Raw genomic sequence first — 21951 nt, 5'->3', positions numbered from 1 at the left:
CGTGCACGGCCGTGGGATGGTTCACCGCACCCGAGTACTGGCTGAGCCGACTGGTCTTCCAGCGGGCGCTGGCCGCGGTGTATCTCGTCGCGTTCCTGACGGCGGCCCTGCAGTTCCGGGCGCTGCTGGGCGAGCGCGGCATGCTGCCGATCCCCCGCTTCGTGGAGCGGGTGCCGTTCAGACGGGCGCCGAGCCTGTTCCACCTGCGCTACTCCGACCGGCTCTTCGCGGCGGTGGCGTGGTCCGGGTGCGCCGCGTCGGCGGCTCTGCTGGCGGGGCTGGACTCCGAACTGCCGCTGTGGGGCGGCATGCTGCTGTGGGCCGTCCCCTGGGCGCTGTACCTGTCGATCGTCAACGTCGGGCAGACCTGGTACGGCTTCGGCTGGGAGTCGCTGCTGCTGGAGACCGGGTTCCTCGCCGTGTTCCTCGGCAACGACGAGGTGGCCCCGCCGGTCGTCGTGCTGTTCCTGCTGCGCTGGATCCTCTTCCGGGTGGAGTTCGGCGCGGGGCTGATCAAACTGCGCGGCGACGCGTGCTGGCGGAAGCTGACGTGCCTGTACTACCACCATGAGACGCAGCCGATGCCGGGCCCGCTCAGCTGGTTCTTCCACCATCTGCCCGCGCCCCTGCACAAGGCCGAGGTGGCCGCCAACCACTTCACGCAATTGGTGGTGCCGTTCCTGCTGTTCACCCCGCAGCCGATCGCCACGGCCGGGGCCGCGCTGATGATCGTCACCCAGCTGTGGCTGGTGCTGTCGGGCAACTTCTCCTGGCTGAACTGGATCACCATCGTGCTGGCGCTGTCGGCGGTGCGGTTCCCGGCGCATCCGGCGTCCGTGCCCGCGACCCCGCTGTGGTACGAGGTCGCGGTGCTCTCCGTGGCCGCGCTGGTGGCGTTCCTGAGCCACCGCCCCGTGGTGAACATGCTCTCCCGCCGCCAGATCATGAACCGCTCCTTCGACCCGCTGCACCTGGTCAACACCTACGGCGCGTTCGGCAGCATCAGCCGCGTCCGCTACGAGGTGGTGGTCGAGGGCACGCTGGACGACGTACCGCACGAGGACTCCGACTGGCGGGAGTACGAGTTCAAGGGCAAACCCGGCGATCCACGGCGCTGGCCGCGCCAGTTCGCGCCCTACCATCTGCGGCTGGACTGGCTGATGTGGTTCGCCGCGCTGTCCCCCGCGTACGCCGGCGCCTGGTTCGGCGCCATGGTGGAACGGCTCCTGGAGAACGACCGGGACACCCTCAGGCTGCTGCGCCGCTCCCCCTTCCCGCCCGGCGAACCACCGCGCTACGTCCGCGCCCGCCTCTTCCGCTACCGCTACACCAGCTGGCGCGAACTGCGCGCGAGAGGCGCCTGCTGGGATCGCGTGTACGTTCGCGAGTTCCTGCCGCCGACCCGGCTGGCGGGCATGGCGGGAAGACGCTGACGCGGGCCGGTGACAGGCGGGCCGCGCACTCACGCGATCTTGGGTACGGGTGACGTCGGGCCCGGTGTCGGTGCCCTCCGATACGGTCGCGGGCATGAGAGCTACGGGAACCTTCAGCGTGAAGTCCTTCACTCCGGCCGGAGTGAAGCCGGAGCCGGACATCTCCACGGCCCTGCCGGTGGGCGTGGCCACACTGGAGAAGCACTTCGAGGGCGAGGTCAGCGGCCGCGCGGCGACCCTGTTCACCGCCGCGTACGACCAGGAGTCCGGCGTGGGCACCTATGTCGCCATGGAGTCCTTCGAGGGTGCCCTGCACGAGCGGCAGGGCACCTTCAACTTCGTCCACTCCGCCACCACGACCGGCACCGACCGCACCGCCGAGTTCTTCACCGTCGTGCCCGCCAGCGGCACCGGCGACCTGGCGGGCATCACCGGCTCGGGCGGCCTGGCCGTCGAGGCCGACGGCACGCACCGGATCTGGTTCGACTACGAACTGGGCTGAGCCGGGCCTTGGACGCGCGCCGCGGTCTCCTCGAAGACCGCGGCGCGTTCGGCCTGCTGAGGGCACCGGTCAGGGCGCGGCCGGCGCGTGAGCGGGGTCAGGATCCCGCTGCGGGCACGGGCGGCTCGGGACGGCGCCCCTGGGCCTCGGACCACTCCCGCAGTTCGTTGGCGCCGACCTCCTCCATCACGCTCTGCAGCGCCTGCCGGGCCACCGCGTCGCGCTCGGGCCCGGGCAGCAGCAGATACCGGTCGATGGCCCGGCGCAGCGTCTCGCGTGCCCGGGCCGCCAGCACCCAGCGCGAGCCGGAGTCGAACAGCTGCCGCATGCCCGTGAAGAAGACCGCGCCGCCCGCGATCAGCGCGGTCACCCAGGCGGGGGCGTGCAGAGCGGCGACGACGACCGTGGTCGACGTGGCGGCCAGCGCGCCCAGCTCGGTCAGATGGTGCAGTCTCCGCGCCCGGTCGCAGGTGCGTGCGTAGAACGCCAGCTCCCGCCGGGCGAGGGCCAGCAGGGGATCCGGCTCCGAGGCCCAGGAGTGGTCGGGGACCCTTCTTCGTCTCATCGCCACATCATCGTGGCCCGGGAGCGTGCCGGGAAAGGCCGGGCGGTCCGCGGCGGGCGCTCGCCGTGGCCCGCCCCGGCCCTCCGGCCTCACTCGCGCCGCAGCCTGAGGGTCGTCAGCTCGAACGGCCGGAGGCGCAACTCGATCCGGTCGCCGTCCCACCTCGGGGCCGGCACGTCGGGCAGGGGCCGCTCCAGCAGGTCCGTGACCGTGACGCCGGCGACCTCGAACCCGGCCGTGAGCGTCGCCCGGGCCCGTCCCCCGTGGGCCTCGTGGAAACGGACCACCACGTCGCCGCTGCCGTCGTCGGCCAGCTTCACCGCCGTCACGACCACCGCGTCCTGGTCCACCGTCACCAGCGGAGCGACCTGCCCGGCACCGGTCACCCGGCGCTCGGGCAGGTTGACGCGCCAGCCCTCGCGGACCGCGTCCGCGATGCCCGCGCCGGGCACGAGCGCGTGCCGGAAGCGGTGGACGCCCTGGTCGGTCTCCGGGTCGGGGAAACGCGGGGCGCGCAGCAGGGAGACGCGGACCGTGGTCGTCGTACCCCGGTCGCCGCCGGTGCGGACGGTACGGGTCACGTCGTGGCCGTAGGTCGAGTCGTTGACCACGGCCACGCCCCAGCCGGGCTCGGCCACGTGCACGAAACGATGGTTGCAGGCCTCGAACTTGGCCGCCTCCCAGGAGGTGTTGGTGTGGGTGGGCCGGTGGAAGTGCCCGAACTGGGTCTCGGAGGCGTACCGTTCGGCGTGCACGTCGAACGGGAAGGCGAGCTTGAGGAACTTCTCCGTCTCGTGCCAGTCGACCTCGGTGTCCAGCACCAGCCGCCGCTCCCCCGGTGGCAGCCACAGCACCTGGGTGACACGGGAGGCCCCGAAGGACCGTACGACCCGTACCGACGCGCCGTCCTCGCCGGCCGCCATCGACTCGGTGTCCGTCAGGTCCGTGACCGTGTTGCGGTAGAACTCGTCCACGTCCCAGGCGTCCCACATGTTGGGGAAGTCGGGGTGGAGCTGGAGCAGGTTCGCGGCCGCGCCGGGGGCGATCGTCTCGCGGTCTGCCCCGATGTCGTACGCCGAGACGACCAGGCCCCGGGCGTCGATCTCGATCCGCAGCAGGCCGTTGTCCAGTACGTGACCGCCTTCTCGGCGGGGCCTGAGCTCCGTCCCGCCCTCGGTCGCCGGCGCGCCCGCGCCGCCCGCCGGCACTCCCGAGCGCGCGTGCGGGGCCGAGTTGAAGACGAGCGGCTGTGCGCCCTCGCCCGCCAGCGCGCGCTGGGCGGTCTCGATGACGCCTTCGAGCTCCGACGCGATCCGCTCGTACGTCGCCCGTGCCTCCCGGTGCACCCAGGCGATGGACGAGCCCGGCAGGATGTCGTGGAACTGGTGCAGCAGGACGGCCTTCCAGATCCGGTCCAGGTCCTCGTACGGGTACGGGAACCCGGTGCGGACCGCGGCCGTGGCGGCCCACAGCTCGGCCTCCCGCAGCAGGTGTTCGCTGCGCCGGTTGCCCTGCTTGGTCCTGGCCTGGCTGGTGAGGGTGGCCCGGTGGAGCTCCAGGTAGAGTTCGCCGACCCAGACGGGCGGATCGGGGTACTCGGCCTCGGCCTTGTCGAAAAAGGCCCGGGGGGTCTCCCAGACCACCTGCGCCGAGCCTTCGAGGTCGCGCAGCCGGGCCGCCTTGGCGACCATCTCACGCGTCGTGCCACCGCCCCCGTCGCCCCAGCCGGTGGGTGCGAGGGAGTGCCGGGCGACGCCCTTGTCCTTGAAGTTGCGGGCCGCGTGGGCGATCTCGCTGCCCTTCATGGAGCAGTTGTAGGTGTCGACGGGCGGGAAGTGGGTGAAGATCCGGGTGCCGTCGATGCCCTCCCACTGGAAGGTGTGGTGGGGGAACTTGTTCGTCTGCGACCAGGAGATCTTCTGTGTCAGCAGCCGCGTGGTGCCCGCCGCCCGGATGATCTGCGGCAGTCCGGCCGCGAAGCCGAAGGTGTCGGGCAGCCAGGCCTCGTCGTTCTCGATGCCGAACTCGTCGAGGAAGAACCGCTTTCCGTGCACGAACTGGCGGGCCATCGCCTCCGAGCCGGGCATGTTGGTGTCGGACTCCACCCACATGCCGCCGGCCGGCACGAACCGTCCCTCCGCCACCGCCTTCTTCACCCGTGCCCACACCTCGGGCCGGTGCTCCTTCATCCACGCCCACTGCTGGGCCTGGGACATGGCGAAGACGAAGCCTGGTTCCTCCTCTAGCAGCGCGGTCATGTTGGACGTCGTACGGGCGACCTTGCGCACGGTCTCGCGCAGCGGCCACAGCCACGCCGTGTCGATGTGCGCGTGCCCGACCGCGCTGATGCGGTGCGCGGAGGGGACCGCGGGCGCGGCCAGCACCTGCGTGAGCTGGGCACGCGCCCGTTCCGCCGTGCCGTTGACGTCCTGCAGGTCGACGATGTCCAGTGCCCTGTCGACCGCGCGCAGGATCTCCCAGCGGCGCTGCGAGTCCACCGGCAGCTCGGCCATCAGCTCGCCGAGCACCTCCAGGTCCATCACCAGCTGCCACACGGTTTCGTCGAACACCGCGAGGTCCATGCGGGTCAGCGTGTACTGCGGCTCGCTGCCGGCGGTGTCCTTGTCGCCGAGCCGGGTGGGCAGGAAGGGGTGGTAGTCGAGGACGACGGGGTTGGAGGCCGCCTCGATGTGCAGGCGCACCTCCTCACCGCCGGCCGCGGGGCCGCCGACGCGGACCCACTGGTTGCGCGGGTTGAGGCCCTTCACGGGGGTGCCGTCGGGCCGGTAGACCAGTCCCTCGCACTGGAAGCCGGGCATGTTCTCGTCGAAGCCGAGGTCGAGGAGGGCCTCGACGGTCTTCCCGGCCCACTCCTCGGGCACGGTCCCGGTCACCCGGAACCAGCTGGTGCCCCACGGAGCACCCCACCGGGTGCCCACCTCGATCGGCCCGGGCTCGGCGGCCAGTCCCTCGGCGACCGGTACGGGCTCGCCGGGCGCGTGCCAGACCGCCACCTGGAGGGGAACGGACTCGGGGTACACGGCGGGGCGGATGCGCTCGTCCAGGACGCGCCTCAGGCGGGCCTCGACCAGGCTGCGGTCGTCATGCATGCGGGGTGCTCCGTAGGTCGTGCGTCAGCGGGTGGTTACCAGGGGTGGGTGGCGGTCGCGGGGGCCGACGAGGTGTACAGCTCCCCCACCGCGCGCACTTCCAACCGTGCGGCCCGCTCGCCCGGTGCGGGCGTCAGGCCGCCGGCGAAGTACGCGCGCTGGCAGGTGGCGCCGAGGAAGCGGCGCGTGCCGTCGGGCAGGAGGCGGTGCAGGGTGTAGTGGCGTACGGCACCTGCGGCGGCGTTCCAGGCCAGGCGCAGGTCGCCGCCGGACGCGGCGGTGATCCGCAGCCCGGAAGGCGCGGTCGGCGTCTCGGGGGTGTCGTGGACGGCGAGGCCGCCGAGCCGCCAGCGCACGGGCCCCGGGCCGTCGCCGGCCGCGGTGAGCCGGACGCCGATCGCGTGCACCGTCCCGGTCAGTGTGGTGAGCCGCACGGTGGCGGTGTGCCAGCCGCCGTCCGCGCCACCGGACCCGTAGCCGCCCACGCCCCCGTCCCCGTCCCCGTCCCCGTCCCCGGGTATGGGTATGGGCAGATACGTGTACGGCGGTGCCGTCCCGGCCTCGCCCGGCTCGGCGGTCGCGATCGCCAGTTCGGCCCGGACCGCGCCCGTGTCCGTACGGTGGGTCAGCTCGACCGCCGTGTCCTTGGTGATCGGCAGCCGGGTCGCGTACAGGTCCACCTCGGCGGGCGCGTCCAGCGAGCCGTCGACCAGCACACTGCTGCCGCCGCGCCAGGCGTGGGCGAAGTCGAACCCGACGGCGGGCCGCTGCCCTTGTGTGCGCACCACCCAGCGCCGGGGCGGCAGCCGGTCCTGGAGGCCCAGGTGGTTCCAGGGGGTGTCGGAGGCGACCTCTCCGTCCTCGTACCAGCGCAGCCCGTGTCCGGTGTTGAAGACGCTCGCGAACGGCACCGAGGTGACGGTCGACCGGTCCGCCACCGACACGGCGGGTGCCCGCCAGCCGTCGGTCGCGTCGGGGCGCGCGGGATCGAGTGAGCGGCCGGTCCAGAACCGGTCGTCGGCCGCGTGGAAGTCCTCCGGGGTGTGGCCGGCGGGCAGGTGGTTGCGGGTCCACTCGGGCCGGTAGAAGCCGATCGAGGTGACGTGCGGCTGGGCGGCCGGCACGACCGCGTCCCAGTCCACCGAGGTGCTGGACCCGTTCGACTCCACGTCGACGCCCGCCCACAACTCGTAGCGGCCACGGCCCAGTCGCACCGCGTTCCGGCCTGAGGAGGCGAGCGATCCGGCACTCCAGCGGAAGTCGACGAACATGTCGTCGGCGGCCTGGAAGAGGCCCTGGTTCTGGCTGTTCAGCGCGCCCTGCCAGCTCACCGTGCCGTTCACGGTCATCGCGTCGTACCAGGTCACCCGCTGGCCCCTGGCGGCGGAGAGCCTCCTCAGCTCCCCGACGAAGCCGAGCATGTCGGCGCCCAGAGCGCTGTCGCCGCCACCGGTCTCGGCGTTGACGAACCAGCCGTCGAAGCCGTACGCGGCGGCGACCTCGACGAGTTGGGCGGCGAGCGGGTAGCGGCCGGCGGCGTCCTTCTGCACCAGGTCCCGTGTCCACCGCAGCCGGCCGCCGTAGGCGGTGGGCGGCAGGAAGACGTTGCCGAGGACGGGTACGCCGTGCCGGTGGGCCGCGTCGACGACGGGCGCGTTCGGGGCGAGGATCAGGCCCTCGCCCGCCGAGCCGCCCCAGAAGACCAGCTCGTCGACGTAGGCCCAGTGGGTGAGGGCGTAGTAGTCGGCGGTGGCCGAGCCCTGGGAGGGGTTGGCGGAGGTGGGTCCGAAGGAGACCAGGGACTGGATACGGGCCTGCCCGGAGCGGGCCGTGGTGTTGGCCGGGGTCGGGGTGAAGCGGGGCGCGAGCGGGACGGAGGCGGCGTTGAAGGCGAGGTCCGCGTCGGTGGCGGGGCGCCAGGTCTTGAGGCTGCGCCAGGTGATGCTGGTGCCCGGGCTGCCGGAGGGCAGGGAGTCGGGGTACCAGTAGGAGGCGTACGGCTGGAGCACGGCGGCGGCCTCGGGGGCTGCTGCCGCCGGCGTCGCCCGGCCGGGCAGCAGGGCGGCAGCGGTGGCCGCCCCGGCGAGCAGGACGGTGCGTCTGGTGGGGTTCACGTGCGGGTGCCTCCTTGGGGGGTGGGGAGTACCTGGTCGGACGTGACGACTTCCGTGATGCCGCGGGCGGCGAGATGGGCCCGGTCGGCCGTCCGGGTGTCGAGGACGGTGGTGGGGCGGGCGCCGTCGGCGGTCAGCCGGAAGAAGGCCTCGAAGACGTCGCCGCCGGGGGCGCAGCGGGAGCGTGCGGCCGGGTCGGCGGGGACGGCGAGGGCGGTGGTGCGCGGGGCGGGGGCGCAGGTGGGGTGGCCGGCCGCGCGGGCCAGGACGCGCGCCATGTCCTTGGGCTGCCGGTCGCTGTCGAACAGGCCCAGGGTGTACTCGAGTTCGGGGAAGTCGGCGAGGTCGCGGGAGACGTCGTGGGAGCACCACCAGGTGATGCCCCACAGGTCGGGGCAGTCCTGGGCGTGGGCGACGGTCGCCTCCGTGAAGGCGGCGGCGTGCCCGGCGGGGATCAGGGGCGCGGGGGCGCCGACCTCCTGGAGCCAGACGGGGCGGTGCGGGTCGTGGGCCCAGGCCTTGCTGAGCTCGATCAGGTACGCGGCGTGGTGTTCGGTCGGGACGGAGGCACGGCCGTGGCGCTGGGCGGTGCCGTTGAAGACCCAGGAGTGGACGGCTGTGACGGCGCCGTGCCGGGCGGCCTGGGCCGGGGTGAAGGGCATGTCGTCCTGGTACCAGGTGGCGTCGTACTCGGCGTGCAGGTGCAGCCTGCCGGGGGCGCCCTGCTCGCAGGCGGTGAGCATCCGCTCCAGCCAGGCGTCGATCTCGTCGGTGGTGGCCCGGTCGGGGTCGGGGTGCGGTCCGGCGGAGAACTGGTTGACCTCGTTGCCCAGCGTCATGCCGAGGAAGTTCGGGCGGCCGCCGAGGGCGGTTGCGAGGGTGCGCAGATAGGCGGCCTGGCCGTCGAGCACCCGGGGGTCGGTGAACAGGTTGCGCCGGTGCCAGGTGCGGGTCCACGCCGGGAGGAAGTCGAAGCTCGACAGATGGCCCTGCAGGCCGTCGACGTTGACGTCGAGCCCGCGTTCGGCGGCCGCGTCGACGAGCTGTACCAGCTGCTGCACGGCGCGGGGGCGGATCAGGGTGCGGTTGGGCTGGAAGTACGGCCACAGTGCGAAGACCCGGACGTGGTCCAGGCCGAGCGCGGCGATGGAGTCCAGGTCGGCGCGTACTGCGTCGAGGTCGAAGTCGAGCCAGTGGTGGAACCAGCCCTGGCTCGGTGTGTAGTTGACGCCGAAGCGCACGGCAGATGGCATGCGAGTCCTTGGTGACGCGATGACGGGTTCGGTGGTCAGCCCTTGACGGCGCCCTCGCCGACCCCGCGGAAGAAGTAGCGCTGGAGGCAGGCGAAGAGGGCGATCAGCGGCGCCACGGCGATGACGGTGCCCGCGGCGACGAGGCGTTCGTCATTGGCGAAGGTGCCGTGCAGGTAGTTGAGGCCGATGGTCAGGGTGAACCTGGACGGGTCGCTGAGCACGATCAGCGGCCAGAGGAAGTCGTCCCAGGCGCCCATGAACGCGAAGATCGCGACGACGGCGAGGGTGCCCTTGACCGAGGGCAGCGCGATCCGCAGGAACCGCTGCCAGACGTTGGCGCCGTCGACGTAGGCGGCCTCCTCGATCTCGTAGGGCAGGTTGAGGAAGGCGTTGCGCATCAGCAGGACGTTCATGGCGCCGATGGCGCCGGGCAGCACCACGCCGACGAGGGTGTTGTTCAGGCCGAGTTCGCGCATGGTGGTGAACTGGGCGATGACGATGCCCTCCACGGGCACCAGCATCGCCAGGACGAAGACCAGGGTGGCCACGCGCCGGCCCCGGTAGCGCAGCCGGGCCAGGGCGTAGCCGGCCAGCGCCGAGCCGGCGCAGTTGGTCACGACGTTGGCGGCGGCGACCTTCAGGGAGTTCAGGGCGTAGTCCCAGACCGGGATGGTCGCGGACACCCGCTCGTAGTTGTGCAGGGTGGGATGGCCGGGCAGGAACCTCGGCGGGGAGCTGAAGATGTCCTCGGCCGGCCCCTTGAGCGAGGTGGACAGCTGCCACAGGAAGGGGCCGACGGTCAGGGCGAGGACGGCGAGCAGCAGCGCGTAGCGCAGGACGAGTTCCCACACCCGGATGCGGCGGCCGTTGTCGTCGGTGAAGCGGGGCCTGCGGACGGGCGCCGACGTCCTGACCGCCGGCGTCCCGGTGGCCGGCGCCCCGGTGGCCGGCGCCCCGGTGGCCGGCGTCTTCTTGGTGGGGCTCACGAGTCCTCCCTCCGGTCGGCGCGCAGGACGAGCAGCATCAGAGCGACGGTGACGACGAAGACGACCAGGGAGATGGCGGAGGCGTAGCCGACCCGGCCGGTCAGGCCGGTGCCGGTGCGCTGCACCAGCATCACCAGGGTGGTGTCCTCCCCCGCCGGGCCGCCGCTGGGCCCGGCCATCAGGTACACCTCGGAGAACACCTTGAAGGCGGCGACCGAGGAGAGCGCGCCGACCAGGACCATCGTGGAGCGCACCGCCGGCACGGTGACGGTGAGGAAGCGGCGGATCGCGCCCGCGCCGTCCACGGCGGCGGCCTCGTGCAGCTCGCGCGGCACGTTGGCGAGCGCCGCCAGATAGATGATCATGTAGTAGCCGAGACCCTTCCACACGGTGACGGCCATGGCGCTCAGCAGGAGCAGCCACTGGTCGCTGAGAAAGCCGATCCGGCCCACCCCGACCGACTGCAGGAGCGAGTTCACCAGGCCGCGCTCGTCCAGCAGCCACACCCAGATCAGCCCGACCACGACGATCGAGGCGACGACCGGGGTGTAGAAGGCGGAGCGGAAGAAGGCGATACCGGGGATGTTCTTCTGCACCAGCAGGGCGAGCAACAGCGGCAGGACCACCAGCGCCGGAACCACGCCCACGACGTAGAGCGCGCTGTTGCGCAGTCCGGTCCAGAACATGTCGTCGTGCAGCAGTTCACGGAAGTTGGCCAGCCCGACGAAGCGTCCCGGCAGCAGGGTGCGGCGGTCGGTGAAGGCGTTGATCACCGTGGAGAGGAACGGGTAGAGGATGAAGGCGCCGGTGATCAGCAGGCCGGGCGCAGCCAACAGCCAGGGGCTGCTCGGCAGTTGGCGCCGCACCCGGATCGCCCGGCGCGGCGCGGGTCGCCGGTCCCGGCGCCGGACCGGGCGCGGCGGCCGCGCCCGGGAGACGGTGGAGGTGGCCATGGCGCGCTATCCCTGCTGCGTCAGAAGCCGGTCGCAGCCCTTGACAGCGTTGTCAAGAGCCGCCTCGGGACTCTCCTTGCCCTGCAGCGCCTTGGCGACCTCGTTGCGCAGCTCCGTCTTCATCTGGTCGCTGAACAGCACGGGCGTGTAGTTGACCGCGTTCTTCAGGGACTTGGCGGCGGCGACGCGCACCCGGGTCTCGTCGGTGCCGTCCTCCTTGGTGAAGTACGGGTCGTCCAGGGAGCCGGCGGTGCTCGGGAAGATGGCGACCTTCCTGGCGAACGACATCTGGTGAGCGGCGTCGGTGACGTAGTGCGCGAAGGCGACCGCGGCGGGCGTGTGCCTGGTGCGGGAGTTCACCATCACGCCCATCACGTACATGTTGACGTGTCCGGTGCTGGTGATCTGGTCGGTGATGCCGATGTTCTTGTAGAGGTTCGGCGCCTGCTCCTTGAAGTTGTCCAGGTCCAGGGCGCTGCCGGGGTTCATGGCGACGGCCCCGGTGAGGAACTTCTTCCCCGTCGACTCGGGGGTGGCGGTCAGCGCCTGCGGGTCGAGGGCCTTGGCGTCGTACAACTGCTTGTACCTGGTGAGGAGTTCGACGCCCTTGGGGTCGTTGAAGGCGAACGCGGTGCCCTCCTTGTTCATCAGGGGGACGCCGTAGCGGCCGAAGTCCTCGATGGTGGGCACGTTGGCGAGGGTGGCGACCTGGCCGCCCGACTTCCGGGCCATCGTCAGGGCGTCGGCGAAGAGTTCGCCGTACGTCGTCGGCGGCTTGGCCGGGTCGAGCCCTGCCTTCCCGAACAGGGACTTGTTGTAGAACAGCGGGCCGGTGTTCAGGTACCAGGGGAAGGCGTAGGTGCCCCGCATGCCCGGTATCTCGTGACTGGCCCAGGCGCCGGGCAGGTACTCCTTCCGGTACGTGGCGGCGGCCTTGTCCAGGTCGAGCGCGAGTCCCGCCCTGGCGAGCGGGGCGACCAGGTCCGGGGAGACGTTGACGACGTCGGGCAGGGTGCCGCCCGCGGCGTCCGCGCTGATCTTGTCGGCATAGCCCTCGGCGGGCTGGTCGACCCACTTCACATGGGTGCCCGGGTACTTCTTCTCGAAGGCGGCGATCAGACCGTCGAAGTACGACTTGAAGTTGGCGCGCAGGTTCCAGGTCTGGAAGGTGATGTCGCCCTCGACCTTGCCGGAGGCGTCCGTCGAGCCGCCCGTGCCGTCCGAGGAGCCGCAGGCGCTCAGCGGCAGACAGAGGACGGCGACGGCGGCGACGGCGAGTGTTCTGTGGGATGTGGGCACGGTGACACGGCTCCCTCGGGGCGTCGGCGGCTGGGGTCGGCAGTGACCATGCCCGCCGCATTGGGAGAAAGTCAATGGATTCACCCGAGCTAAAGAAATCAGCGCTACATTAGTGCAGGTCAAAAGCGTTTGAGCGGAAACTTGCCAGCCGCCACTAATGCGCTTTAGTCTTCGATCACTCAAGCGCTTTAGCCGCCCTGGCGGAGAAATGAGGAACACCATGCCGGCCAAGCGGTCTCCGGCACGCCGGCCGACGATGAAGGACATCGCGCGCCGCGCCGGTGTCTCCGAGAGCGCGGTCTCCTTCGCACTCAACGGCCGCCCGGGTGTCTCCGAGGTCACCCGCGACCGGGTGCGGCGGGTCGCCGAGCAGTTGGGCTGGCGGCCCAGTACAGCGGCCCGCGCGCTGTCCGGGGAGGGCGCGGCGACGGTCGGCTTCGTGCTGGCGCGGCCCGCGGACACGCTCGGCGTCGACTCGTTCTTCCTGCAGCTCGTCTCCGGCATCCAGGAGGTACTGGCGGAGCGTCATCTGGGCCTGCTGTTCCAGGTGGTGGAGGACGTCGTCGACGAGTGCGCGGTGTACCGCAGGTGGTGGGCCGAACACCGGGTGGACGGCGTACTGGTGGCGGACCCGCGCACCGACGATCCGCGCCCCGGCCTGCTCGACGAACTCGGCCTGCCCGCCGTGGTGATCGGCGGCGCCCCGGACGAGCGGCACCCCGGGCTGTCCACGGTGTGGGCCGACGACGCGGGCGCGATGGCGTCGGTGGTGGACGGGCTGTACGCGCTGGGTCACCGGCGGATCGTGCACATCGCCGGACTGCCCGGCCTCGCCCACACCGAGCGCCGGATCCGCACGTTGCGCGCCGAGGCCGAGCGGCGCGGGCTGACCGGCGTGGAGTCGGTGACCACCGACTACTCCGACGCCGAGGGCGCCGCCGTCACCCGCCGGGTCCTTGCTTCCGGCACTCCTCCGACGGCCCTGATCTACGACAACGACGTGATGGCCGTCGCCGGTGTCGCCGCCGCGGCCGAGCTCGGCCACTCGGTGCCGGCGGACGTGTCCGTGGTGGCCTGGGAGGACTCGGCGCTGTGCCGCATGGTCAAGCCGGGACTGTCCGCGCTGTCCCGGGACAGTGTGGAGTTCGGCCGTACGGCGGCACGGGAACTGACCGCCCTGCTGGACGGCGGCCCGGCCCGTACGGTGCGGGTGCCGGTGCCGCGGCTGGTCGAGCGCGGGAGCACGGGGGCGCCGCGCGCCTCCGGGCGGCCCGGCTGACCGGCCTCGGCGCGGGCGACGCCGTCCTGGGCGCGAGGAGTCGGTCCACGCGCCCCGGGGTGCGCCCTCGCCTCCTTCATCGCCTCCGCCGCGGGGTGGCCCGCAGCGCCGTCGCGGCGTGGCGAAGCTCCCTCCCCTCAAGTTCCGCTCTCGCGGACCTCTCGCGGACGTCCCCCTCCGGCAGACGCCCGCGCGGGCCCCGGTGGCGGCGGAGGCGGACACAAGCCTCCGGGCCTCTCGACGCCGGGCCCGCGCCGGGGCACAGTTCTCCCTACGTACTCGCGAGTACGAACCTGCCCGCCCCCTCCCGAGGAGCGCCCGTGACCAGCTGGGTCGGCCTCAGCGCCGCCGAGATCGCCGCCGCCGTACGCGAGAAGCGGGCCACTCCCCGCGAGGTGGTGGCCGAGCATCTCGCCCGGATCGAGCGGCTGGACGGCCGTGTCGGCGCCTTTCGCACCGTGCGCGCCGAGGCCGCCCTCGCCGAGGCCGAGGAGGTCGGGGCCCGGGCCGATCTGGGCGAACTGCCCCTCGCGGGCGTGCCGGTGGCCGTCAAGGACAACCTCGCGGTGCGCGGCGAGGCGAACCGGATCGGTTCGGCCGCGACCCCGGACACCCCGGCCGCCGAGGACCATGTCACCGTGGCCCGGCTGCGAGCCGCGGGCGCGGTGGTGGTCGGGCTGACGAACGTGCCCGAACTGTGCGTCTTCGGCACCACGGAGGGCGTGCACGGCGTCGCCCGCAACCCGTGGGACATCACCCGCACGGCGGGCGGCTCCTCGGGCGGCAGCGCCGCGGCGGTCGCCGCCGGGATGGTGCCGATCGCCCTCGGCAACGACGGCATGGGCTCCCTGCGCATCCCCGCCGCCAACTGCGGCCTGGTCACCATCAAGCCGGGTCACGGGGTGGTGCCCGCGGGGATCAGCGACGGCGACTGGTTCGGCATGTCGGAGAACGGGCCGCTCGCCACGACCGTCGAGGACGCACGGCTGATGCTCTCCGTCCTGGCGGACACCGAGGCGGCCCGCGGCACGCCGGACACCGCCCACACCATCGCCGTGTCGTTGCGCAGCCCGCTCGCCGGGACCACCGTGAGCAAGCCGTACGCCACCGCCGTGCGGGAGGCGGCGAGGCTGCTTGCCGGGGCCGGTCACCGCCTGCGGCGCGCCGAGCCGCAGTATCCGGTGTCGCTGGGGGTCACCGCCCTGCAGCACTGGACGGCGGGCACGGCCGTGGACGCGGCGGACCTGGACCCGCGCCGGCTGGCCCGGCGGACCCGCGTGCACGCCGCCGTGGGGCGGCGGTTCCTGAACGGGGTGCGCACGGGTGCGCAGCGGGAGAAGCTGCGCAGGCGGCTGGAGCCGTTCTTCGCCGAGCACGAGGTGCTGCTCACTCCGGCCCTGGCCCGCCGCTCCCCGAAGGCCGGGCCCTGGCACGAGCGGGGCTGGCTGCGCAATGTGCTGGCCAACACCAACTACTCGCCGATGACGCCGCCGTGGAACCTGACCGGCTGGCCCGCGATGTCGGTGCCGTTCGGCGAGCTGCCCTCCGGCGCCCCCTGCGCGGTGCAACTGGTGGGCCGTCCCGGCTCGGAGGCGGTGCTGCTGGACCTGGCGGAGCAGATCGAGCGGCTGCGCCCGTGGCGGCGGACGGCCGGCCTGGACCAGGGAGCGGGGAGCGGGTCCTAGAGGGCCTTGTACATGATGTGCAGTCCCACGAGGCCGTGCCGGGGATGGTCGAACGCCTCCGGCACGGTCGCGAGGACACGGAAGCCGAGGGAGGTCCACAGCCGCACGGCCGGGTTGGTCTCCACGACGGCGTTGAAGACCATGCCGCGGTAGCCGTCGGCCACGGCGGCCGCGAGGACGTGTTCGGCCAGGGCGCGGCCGATGCCCCGGCCGGCGTGGTCGGGGTCGACCATGAAGCCGGCGTTGGCGATACGGGCGGCGGGGCCGCCGTAGTTGGGGGTGACGTAGGCGGAACCGGCGATGTCGCCGGTCTCGTCCTCGGCGACGTAGACGTGTTTGGCCGGGTTCATCCACAACGCCCGGGCGTCCTCCTCGGAGGTGTCCGGATCCCAGGCGTAGGTCTCGGCGGCGGCGACGATCCGGTGCCAGAAAGGCCAGATCCGCGGCCAGTCCTCGGCCGCGGCTTCTCTGATCAGCATGGGCGCGAGTCTCGCACGCCCATGCCGTCGGCGATCGCGATGCGCTCCTGCCGGTTCAGTCCACGCTGGGCAGGATGTGCGGCTCGGCGAGGTCGTCCTCGTAGCCCGCCAGGCGGATCGGGGCGGACCGCGCCCACACCTCGAGGCTGCCGAGGTCCCCGGACCGTCGGCCCGCGCGCTCCGTACGTTCCTTGGGGCGCTGCTCGCGATTCGTCTTCTCCGGTGTCACCGCGCACTCCTTATGTGTCGGTCACCCTCAGGGCGCCTCGGCCAGTCTGCGTTCCGGCACTTGACGCCCGCTCGGGTCTGGGTCAAAGGCAGGTCGGACGCGGTGGCGCCGGCAACTCAAGTCCGAGCAGGCCGTTGTGCACCGGCTTGCCCCGGGACGGACCATGGGTGTGGATGGAACCCCTTGGTGCTGTCCGTCCGCTCCAGATTAACCAAATGAGCGGGCCCCCGCTCGATGGGGCTGCAAAGTCCAGGTAACTATCTGGAGTCGGACGTGTTGATTGGGCCACTGATGAGCTGATTTGTCGCATTACCCGCCGTCGGGGATTCACCCGTCCGGGCTACGGCAGCCACGACCCGGGACCATCCCGCACGGTGGCCGCGAAGGCCGTGCAGTTCAGGTCCCGTTGGCTGAGCCGCAAGCTCGCCATGATCTGCTGACCTACCGCAACGGCTGTCTCGCGGGAGGACTGACGCATGGAGCTGCGCAGCGTCGAGGAGCTGATGGACCTGCTGTACACCTGCCGGGGCGACACGGTGCCGCCGGATCGGCACGGCCGCCGGGCCGACCCGTACGACCACGCACTGCGCACCGCCGCACTGCTGCGCCGGCGCCGTCCCGCCGACAAGGAGCTCCAGGTGGCGGGGCTGGTCCACGACATCGGCCGGCTGCTGGGGCCCGGCGCCGGGGACGGCTTCGCGGACCGCGCGGCCGACGCGGTGCACGGCCTGTTCGGCGAGCGGGTCTCCCGCCTCGTCCGGCAGCAGGCGGCCGGCCACGGCGGGCACCCGCACGACGAGGATGCCCAGGCCCTGCGCCAGGCGGACGAGGAGGCCCGCACCGACGGCCCTGACGCCGGGGTCCTGGAGGACTGGCGGACCGTCCTGGAACTAGTCGCGGCACGCAACTCCCGCCTGGGAGCTGTTGACTGACGTTGCGTCAGATTCAGGACGACTGTTCGGCCGACCGCGTACGCGCTCTTCCGTCGCGGGCATGGCCGTCGCACGCTCCGTGTGGGACCGTACGCCGGTGACGTCGTCCCACGGACTGCAGGGCAGGGCCGCCATCGTCACCGGAGCCACCCGCGGCATCGGCCGGGCGGTCGCCGGGGCGCTCGCCGGCGCCGGGGCGCTGGTGTGCGTGAGTGCGCGCGACACCGGCGAGGTGCGGCGCACCGCGCGGGAGCTGGGCGGCGTCGGGCTGGCCGGAAGCGTCGCCGCGCCCGGCCACGCGCGGGCGCTGACCGATCTGGCACTGCGCGAGTTCGGCCGGATCGACGCCGTGGTCAACAACGCGGCGACCAACCAGCCCTACGGCCCGCTCATGGACGCCGACCCGGAGGCATGGAGGGAGGCGTTCGCGGTCAACGTCGAGGCGCCGCTGCGGCTCGTGCAGTGCGCGTGGCGGGCGTGGCTGGCGGAGCACGGCGGCGCGGTGGTCAACGTGTGCACGGAAGGTGCCACGCACGCCGGGCCGAACGTCGGGGCCTACGGCACCAGCAAGGCGGCCCTGCTGCATCTGACCCGGCAGCTGGCCGGCGAACTCGCGCCGCGGGTGCGGGTCAACTCCGTCTCCCCCGGACTGGTCCGCACCGGGATGGCACGGTTCGTGTGGGAGCCGGACGAGGCGCGGGTGGCCGCCGGGCTGCCGCTCGGACGGATCGGGGAGCCCGGGGACGTGGCGCGGGCCGTGCTGTGGCTGTTGTCCGACGCGGCCGAGTGGGTCACCGGGGCCGATCTGCTCGTGGACGGGGGAACCAGCGTCCGGGCCGCGTACCCCGCGGGCGAGTACGCGGTCCACGAACGGCTGCGGTCACGGACGCCCCACTCCTGACGGGGCCCGGGAGCCGGCCGCGCGGCCCTCCGGACGGGGTGTCCGCTCAGGGGAACAGTGCGATCCCCAGCATGATCAGCAGGATGACGCAGACGACGAAAGCCACCGTCCCCCAGGTCCCGCTGTGCCGCAGCGAGAAGGTGCCGGGTTCGCCGCCGCGCGGCCGGTCCTCGGGCAGATCGGGGTGCTCGGGACGGTCGCCGGCGTAGAACTCCTCGTCGCTCTGGTAGAGGTTGCGCGGATCCTCGGAGCTGCGCGGATCGATGAAGCTCGGATCGGTGAAATGTGCACTCGCCATGACAACTCCCGGTGTGCGCGTCCTCACCAGAGCGCGGGACCGCGGCGGTGGACGGGGCCACCGGTCGGAGGGAACCCCTTGCGCCGGGTACCCCTCATACGGAGTACCCCCTCATCCGGGGTGGCCCCCCGCACGGGGTGCCCGCTCACCACTTCCCGGGCGCGTAGTCCTTGAGGAAGACGCCGTAGAGGTCTTCGCCCTGCTCACCGCGCACAATCGGATCGTATACCCGTGCGGCGCCGTCGACGAGGTCCAGCGGAGCGTGGAAGCCGGCCTCGGCGAGGCGGACCTTGTCGGGGTGCGGACGTTCGTCGGTGATCCATCCGGTGTCGACGGCCGTCATCAGGATGCGGTCCTGCTCGAACATCTCCTGGGCACTGGTGCGGGTGAGCATGTTCAGGGCGGCCTTGGCCATGTTGGTGTGGGGGTGGCCGGCGCCCTTGTAGCCGCGGTTGAAGACGCCCTCCATGGCGGAGACGTTGACGATGTACGTGCGGCGGGCCGCGGAGGCCGCCATCGCCGGGCGCAGCCGGCTGATCAGGATGAAGGGGGCCGTGGAGTTGCAGAGCTGGACCTCGAGCAGCTCGACCGGCGTCACCTCGTCCACGGTCTGGATCCAGCTGTTGGTGTGGTGCAGGTCGGGTACGAGCCCACCCGCGTCGATGGCCGTGCCGGCAGCGATCCGCTCCAGGGAGGCCGAACCCGAGACCAGCGCCAGGCCGGTGACGTCCTGGGCGGTGAGCGCGCCGCCGCCCGCCACCGGCAGCGCGGCCACCGCGCCGGAGCCGAAGGTGCCGATCACCTCGGCCGCGGGCAGCTCACCGGCCGGCAGCGGGGCCGACTCGGCGGCGACCAGCTCGCTGTACGCCTGCGGGGAGCGGCGTACGGTCTGGGCGGCGTTGTTGATCAGGATGTCCAGCGGGCCCTCGGCCGCGACCGAGTCGGCGAGGGCGACCACCTGGGCCGGGTCACGCAGGTCGATGCCGACGATCTTCAGCCGGTGGATCCACTCGTCGCTGTCGGGCTGAGCCTTGAACCGGCGGATGGCGTCACTGGGGAACCGGGTGGTGATCGTGGTGTGGGCGCCGTCGCGCAGCAGTCGCAGCGCGATGTACATGCCGATCTTGGCGCGGCCGCCGGTGAGCAGGGCGCGCCTGCCGGTCAGGTCGGCGCGGGCGTCGCGGCGGGCGCGGTTCTCGCCGGCGCATCCCGGGCAGAGCTGGTGGTAGAAGTAGTCGACCTCCACGTAGCGGGTCTTGCAGGTGTAGCAGGAGCGCGGGCGCTGGAGTATGCCGGCGATCTGGCCCTCCGCCGTCGCCGACGAGGGCAGGATGCCCTCCGTCTCGTCGTCGATGCGCTGGGCGGACCCGGTGGCGGTGGCCTCGGTGACCGCTCGGTCGTGGGCCGTCTTGGCCGCCCTGCGCTCCTGGCGGCGGCGCTGCTTGACCATGCGGTAGATGTGCGCGGTGGCCCGGCGCACCGCGACGGCGTCCGGGTGGTCCACGCCGATCCGGTCGAGCTCCTCGAGCACGCTGAGGCACACGGCGAGGCGCTCGGGCTCGATACCGGGCCCGTATGCCGCCTCGTCGCCCGGCCCGTACGCCACCTCGTCCGTGGCCATGGAGCCGTCGTCTGTCACCGTCATCGCGCTGCCGTTCCCTGGTCACCCGCGCAGCGCGCCGACTCGCGCCCGCTTTCGAACGCGGAATTTTACGTCAGCGCCGGGGCCCGGAGCCAAACGCGCCGTGACCGGGGCCCGCAGGCAGCCCCGGGCCGTCCACAGACGCCCCCGCCCGGCCCCCGATCACCGGCCGGTACCCGCGCCCGGCCTCCGATCAGCCGCCGTTGCCCGCGCCCGCCCTCCCCCTCCCGGATCAACCACCGGAGCCACCGGACCACCGGGCCGCCCGGACCCGGACCATCCGCCGGTACCGGCCGCCACCGGATCAACCGGCGGGGCCGACAGGGCCACGGGAACCACTGGGCCCGCCGGAACCGCCCGGACCGCCGGACCCACCGGACCGCCAGCCCCCGGCCACCCGGGCCCCGGGGCCGCCCCCGGACCCGCCGCACCGCCGGACCGCCGGACCCCCGGCCATCCGCCGGCGCCGATCCCCACCGGATCAACCGGCGGGGCCGACAGAGCCACGGGAACCACTGGGCCCGCCGGAACCGCCCGGACCACCGGACCCGCCGCACCGCCGCACCGCCGGACCGCCGGACCGCCGGACCGCCGGAGCCCGCCGGACCCCGGAGCCGGGACCCCTGGACCCCCGGGACCGCGAGACCCCGGCCACCGAACCCCGCGATCCCGAGACCCGAGACCCGAGACCCTGGCCCCCAATCCCGAGCCCCCGGCCACCGAATCCCGAGACCCTGGCCCCCGAACGCCGAGTCCCCGGCACCCGAACCCCGGGACCCGGGAGGGCGCGGGCGCCGGAGCCGCGGGGGCGGCCGGAGCCGGTGCGGCGGCCGGTGCGCCTCCAGATCCGCCGGACCCTCCGGAGCGGCCGTGATCAGGGGCCGCAGACGGTGATGAGCGTCTCCACCTCCTCGGACACGGCGCGGGCGAGCCGGTTCAGGTCCGGCACTGCCTTCGCGTCGGCGACGAGGCCGTAGTGGACCTGGCCGCGGTAGGTCGAGATCGCGATCGCCAGCGACTGACCGCGGGCCAGCGGAGCGAAGGGGTAGACGGCGGTGAGCGGGTGGCCTGCGAGCTTCAGGCCGATGCCGGGCAGCGGCACGCTGGTGACAAGGATGTCGAACCACAGCCGGGCGGCCTGGCCGACGATCGGCCCGCCGAGCCGGTGACCGAGGGCCGGCACATGGTCGGCGAGCAGCGCGACGGCGCCCGCGCCCCGGTTGGGGCCGGCGTCCTTGTTGCGGTCCATGGCGGTGCGGACGGCGCCGAGGCGGCGCAGTGGGTCCGGGTCGCCGACGGGCAGCTCTATCAGGTAGCCGGAGAGCCGGTTGCCCTGTGGGTGGGCGGTGCGCGGGCGGCGCCTGGAGACGGGGATCAGGGCGCGGGGCGCCACGCCGTCGCTGCGGTCGCCGCGCTCGTCGAGCCAGCGGCGCAGGGCGCCCGCGACGACAGCGATCAGCACGTCGTTGACGGTGCCGCCCACGGCCTTGCGCACCAGGTGCACGTCGTCGATGTCGACGACCACGCCGGCGGTGCGGCGGGTGCCGGTGGGCTCCGCGGTGAGCGCGGGCACCGGCCGGGTGGCGAGGGTGGAGCGGGCGACGGAGGCGCCGATGTCCAGGGCCCGCCCGACGTCGGACAACGCGCCGCGCACCAGCCCGGGCAGCCTGCGCACGTCGGGCAGCAGTCCCCGCGCGGGCTCGGCGGGGCGGGGCCGGGGCTCGGGCATGTCCATCGGGTCCAGGATCGCCGCGGCGAGGGTCAGGGCGCGCAGTCCGTCGGCGAGGGCGTGATGGAACTTGAACAGCACCGCGAAGGAGACGCCGTCCTCGCCCGGCAGTACATGGGCCTCCCAGGGCGGCCGGTTGCGCTCCAGCGGGCGCTGCATGAGCCGGCCGGCCGCGCGGTGGAAGTCCGTGGCCGGGGCGTGCAGCCGGACGTGGTTGAGCGGGTCGAAACAGGGGTCGGGCTCCCGGGTGGCGCCGCCGAACCCGAGCGGCTGGCGCAGGGCGTGGGCGAGGGGCCGGCGCAGGTCGAGCGGCCGCCACACGTCACGGATGCGCATGCGCAGTCCGGGCACGGCGGCGGCGCGGGCGGCGAGCAGGTCGGCCGCGTGTGCGCCGGCGGTGGGCGAGTGGGCCGAGAAGACCCCGAGCGCCCCGAGGTGCATCGGATGGTCGGCCGACTCGATGTTCCAGAACGCCAGGTCGAGAGGAGCGAGCAGGTCAGCAGTCAATGGCTTGCCTCGCGTCGACGGTGGATGAGTTTGCAGTCAAGCGCCCTCGACCGAT

General features: G+C 72.9%; 18 protein-coding genes. 6 read left to right on the top strand and 12 right to left on the bottom strand.

Going from position 1 to position 21951, the window contains the following annotated elements:
• The first annotated feature begins 11 nt into the window (after nt 1–11).
• Both ACH4UM_RS13240 and ACH4UM_RS13235 read left to right on the top strand, forming a co-directional pair.
• On the top strand, nt 12–1433 hold the full coding sequence (locus ACH4UM_RS13240) for a lipase maturation factor family protein (protein WP_398177228.1): 1422 nt from the start codon (nt 12–14) through the stop codon (nt 1431–1433).
• A 94-nt stretch (nt 1434–1527) separates the two neighbouring features.
• Complete coding sequence (locus tag ACH4UM_RS13235; protein ID WP_398177226.1) at nt 1528–1935, top strand: DUF3224 domain-containing protein; 408 nt, start codon at nt 1528–1530, stop codon at nt 1933–1935.
• Nucleotides 1936–2032: 97 nt separating this feature from the next.
• On the opposite strand, the gene ACH4UM_RS13230 is transcribed toward ACH4UM_RS13235, so the two are convergent.
• The 7 genes from ACH4UM_RS13230 to ACH4UM_RS13200 all read right to left on the bottom strand — a co-directional run bounded on the left by ACH4UM_RS13230 (nt 2033) and on the right by ACH4UM_RS13200 (nt 12215).
• Nucleotides 2033–2500 carry a DUF4231 domain-containing protein gene (locus ACH4UM_RS13230; protein WP_398177223.1) on the bottom strand — a complete coding sequence of 156 codons (468 nt, stop codon included), beginning with the start codon at nt 2498–2500 and terminating at the stop codon, nt 2033–2035.
• 89 nt (nt 2501–2589) lie between these two features.
• Nucleotides 2590–5610 (bottom strand): alpha-mannosidase, encoded by a 3021-nt coding sequence (locus ACH4UM_RS13225; RefSeq protein WP_398177220.1) that lies wholly within the window; start codon nt 5608–5610, stop codon nt 2590–2592.
• Between the two features lie 35 nt (nt 5611–5645).
• The gene (locus ACH4UM_RS13220) at nt 5646–7724 is read right to left on the bottom strand and encodes an endo-beta-N-acetylglucosaminidase (RefSeq protein ID WP_398177217.1); all 2079 of its coding nucleotides are present in this window, start codon (nt 7722–7724) and stop codon (nt 5646–5648) included.
• Nucleotides 7721–8977, bottom strand: a complete 1257-nt coding sequence (locus ACH4UM_RS13215; RefSeq protein WP_398177214.1) for a glycosyl hydrolase — start codon at nt 8975–8977, stop codon at nt 7721–7723. Before ACH4UM_RS13215 ends, ACH4UM_RS13220 begins: the two co-directional genes overlap by 4 nt.
• 35 nt (nt 8978–9012) lie before the next feature.
• Nucleotides 9013–9963, bottom strand: coding sequence for a carbohydrate ABC transporter permease (locus ACH4UM_RS13210; RefSeq protein ID WP_398177211.1), 951 nt, complete (start codon nt 9961–9963; stop codon nt 9013–9015).
• Nucleotides 9960–10916, bottom strand: a complete 957-nt coding sequence (locus tag ACH4UM_RS13205) for a carbohydrate ABC transporter permease (RefSeq protein ID WP_398177208.1) — start codon at nt 10914–10916, stop codon at nt 9960–9962. Before ACH4UM_RS13205 ends, ACH4UM_RS13210 begins: the two co-directional genes overlap by 4 nt.
• 6 nt (nt 10917–10922) lie before the next feature.
• Complete coding sequence (locus ACH4UM_RS13200) at nt 10923–12215, bottom strand: ABC transporter substrate-binding protein (protein ID WP_398177205.1); 1293 nt, start codon at nt 12213–12215, stop codon at nt 10923–10925.
• 220 nt (nt 12216–12435) lie between these two features.
• Here ACH4UM_RS13200 and ACH4UM_RS13195 point away from each other — a divergent pair, with 220 nt between their 5' ends.
• Nucleotides 12436–13494 (top strand): LacI family DNA-binding transcriptional regulator, encoded by a 1059-nt coding sequence (locus ACH4UM_RS13195; RefSeq protein WP_398177203.1) that lies wholly within the window; start codon nt 12436–12438, stop codon nt 13492–13494.
• Between the two features lie 320 nt (nt 13495–13814).
• Complete coding sequence (locus ACH4UM_RS13190) at nt 13815–15179, top strand: amidase (protein WP_398177200.1); 1365 nt, start codon at nt 13815–13817, stop codon at nt 15177–15179.
• Here ACH4UM_RS13190 and ACH4UM_RS13185 read toward each other — a convergent pair.
• Together ACH4UM_RS13185 and ACH4UM_RS13180 are read right to left on the bottom strand one after the other, a co-directional pair.
• Complete coding sequence (locus tag ACH4UM_RS13185; RefSeq protein WP_398177197.1) at nt 15176–15658, bottom strand: GNAT family N-acetyltransferase; 483 nt, start codon at nt 15656–15658, stop codon at nt 15176–15178. The genes ACH4UM_RS13190 and ACH4UM_RS13185 overlap by 4 nt on opposite strands.
• A 55-nt stretch (nt 15659–15713) precedes the next feature.
• On the bottom strand, nt 15714–15887 hold the full coding sequence (locus tag ACH4UM_RS13180; RefSeq protein ID WP_398177194.1) for a hypothetical protein: 174 nt from the start codon (nt 15885–15887) through the stop codon (nt 15714–15716).
• A 476-nt stretch (nt 15888–16363) separates the two neighbouring features.
• On the opposite strand from ACH4UM_RS13180, the gene ACH4UM_RS13175 reads away from it, so the two are divergent.
• Nucleotides 16364–16819: a hypothetical protein gene (locus ACH4UM_RS13175; RefSeq protein WP_398177192.1), complete on the top strand. Its 456-nt coding sequence runs from the start codon at nt 16364–16366 to the stop codon at nt 16817–16819.
• Nucleotides 16820–16916: 97 nt separating this feature from the next.
• Nucleotides 16917–17720: an SDR family oxidoreductase gene (locus tag ACH4UM_RS13170; RefSeq protein ID WP_398177687.1), complete on the top strand. Its 804-nt coding sequence runs from the start codon at nt 16917–16919 to the stop codon at nt 17718–17720.
• A 46-nt stretch (nt 17721–17766) separates the two neighbouring features.
• Here ACH4UM_RS13170 and ACH4UM_RS13165 read toward each other — a convergent pair whose 3' ends face one another.
• The 3 genes from ACH4UM_RS13165 to ACH4UM_RS13155 all read right to left on the bottom strand — a co-directional run bounded on the left by ACH4UM_RS13165 (nt 17767) and on the right by ACH4UM_RS13155 (nt 21896).
• Nucleotides 17767–18018 (bottom strand): hypothetical protein, encoded by a 252-nt coding sequence (locus tag ACH4UM_RS13165; protein WP_398177189.1) that lies wholly within the window; start codon nt 18016–18018, stop codon nt 17767–17769.
• A gap of 145 nt (nt 18019–18163) precedes the next feature.
• Nucleotides 18164–19663, bottom strand: a complete 1500-nt coding sequence (locus tag ACH4UM_RS13160; protein ID WP_398177186.1) for an SDR family NAD(P)-dependent oxidoreductase — start codon at nt 19661–19663, stop codon at nt 18164–18166.
• Nucleotides 19664–20534: 871 nt separating this feature from the next.
• Nucleotides 20535–21896: a wax ester/triacylglycerol synthase family O-acyltransferase gene (locus tag ACH4UM_RS13155; RefSeq protein WP_398177183.1), complete on the bottom strand. Its 1362-nt coding sequence runs from the start codon at nt 21894–21896 to the stop codon at nt 20535–20537.
• Nucleotides 21897–21951: the final 55 nt, after the last annotated feature.

This window comes from Streptomyces sp. NPDC020801 (genome assembly GCF_044334385.1).
Lineage (GTDB): Bacteria > Actinomycetota > Actinomycetes > Streptomycetales > Streptomycetaceae > Streptomyces.
The sequence above is the reverse complement of the archived record's forward strand: the minus strand, read 5'-3'. Positions and strand labels throughout refer to the sequence as shown.